Here is a 1,491-nt window from a genome sequence, read left to right on the forward strand (position 1 = left end):
TGTTTTTTGTTTTAATATGATTTTTTGCGATTTATTTTTCATTCGATAGTCTTTTATTGGTTTAATCAATGCGATTCTATAAGGTGTTTTGGTCTATGCGGTTCCCTAGTGAAGACTTGAATATTGGGTTGTAGGCTAGTGGTAGCAACAGTTCGAGTTATCTAAATAATTGCAGTGTACTTCCTAGCGTACATTCGATGGGCTTTTCAAATATGAATGTGAACTAAAGATTCTCTGCGTTCACATATATGTTGCCCTTAGAATGAGCAAATAAACCGTACCAATGTCTATCTTGGAACAATTCAATATGCGAAGTTTAAAAAAAACTATAATCATTTTAGCTATATCTTTTGGGCTATCCATAACAGCTACAGCAGAAGAAATAGGAGACAATCACACTCAGCAAGAGCTTGCAAAACTATATTTAGAGAATTCAAAAGCGCCTAATGATAGCAAGAAATCTTATGAATGGTTTGCTGTTCGAGGATATGCGCCAGCCCAATTTATGCTTGGTCTAGAAGCTTATGATCGTGTAAATAAGATCAAATGGTATCAATTAGCTGCTGATAACGGACATCCCTCTGCTCAAAATAATCTTGCCAATATTTATTATATAGGTAAATACGGAGAACCTCGGAATTATGCCAAAGCTTTTAAATTGTATAAAATGTTAGCCGACAATAACGATGTTCACGCTCAATATCGACTTGGAGATATGTACTATCATGGGGCAGGCATTCCTCAAAGCTATAATCAGGCATTTAATTATTACCAAAAGGCGGCTAATAACGGGTCTACAGATGCTGAATACATTTTAGGACTTATGTATTACTCAGGCTTAGGCATTCCTCAAGATTATGGCAAAGCCTTAAATATTTTTCAGAAATTCGCTGATCAAGGAGATACTAATGCGGCTTACAACATTGGACTGATGTATAGTCGAGGTTTAGGTGTCCCTCAAAATAAAGACAAAGCTAAAGAGTGGTTTGAAAAAGTTATAAATCGAGATGATTATAGGTATATTAGTACACTTTCTGCTAAGTACCAGTTAGGACAAATGTATTATGATGGTGTAGATGTTCCTCAGAACTTTGATGAAGCTGTTAAATGGTTTGAAAAAGCAGCAGCTACTTCATACTACTATTATAACTATGGAGAGCTTAAACACGGAAGTAAGCCTGCTCAATATCAATTAGCTCAAATGTACTACAATGGAATTGGTGTGCCTCAAGACTACAGCTTAGCCTTCAAGTGGTATGAAAAAGCCGCTAGGAACCAATATTTCAATACGGTTGATGAGACATGGAGCAAAGGTAGTGAGCTTGCTCAATACTATCTGGGAATGATGTATCATAAAGGTTTAGGCGTTGATAAGAACGATTCTATGGCAAAAGAGTGGTTAAATTTGTCTTGTAAAAACGATTACCAAGCAAGCTGTGATTATCTTAAGAAGCTATTTAAACAGAAAAATTAGTTTCTAGGCGTATACCC

Annotated in this window: 1 protein-coding gene; it reads left to right on the forward strand. The window is 35.9% G+C overall.

The annotated features are described in order from the left end of the window. Positions 1-307: 307 nt before the first annotated feature. The gene (locus tag JFC08_RS13560; protein ID WP_198331103.1) at positions 308-1,474 is read left to right on the forward strand and encodes an SEL1-like repeat protein; all 1,167 of its coding nucleotides are present in this window, start codon (positions 308-310) and stop codon (positions 1,472-1,474) included. Positions 1,475-1,491 lie beyond the last annotated feature (17 nt).

Origin of the sequence: Psychrobacter cibarius, assembly GCF_016107535.1 — a bacterium.
GTDB lineage: Bacteria > Pseudomonadota > Gammaproteobacteria > Pseudomonadales > Moraxellaceae > Psychrobacter > Psychrobacter cibarius.

Coding starts and splice junctions, on each gene's coding strand:
- JFC08_RS13560 (WP_198331103.1), top strand. CDS start 308: ATGCGAAGTTTAAAAAAAACTATAATCATTTTAGCTATATCTTTTGGG.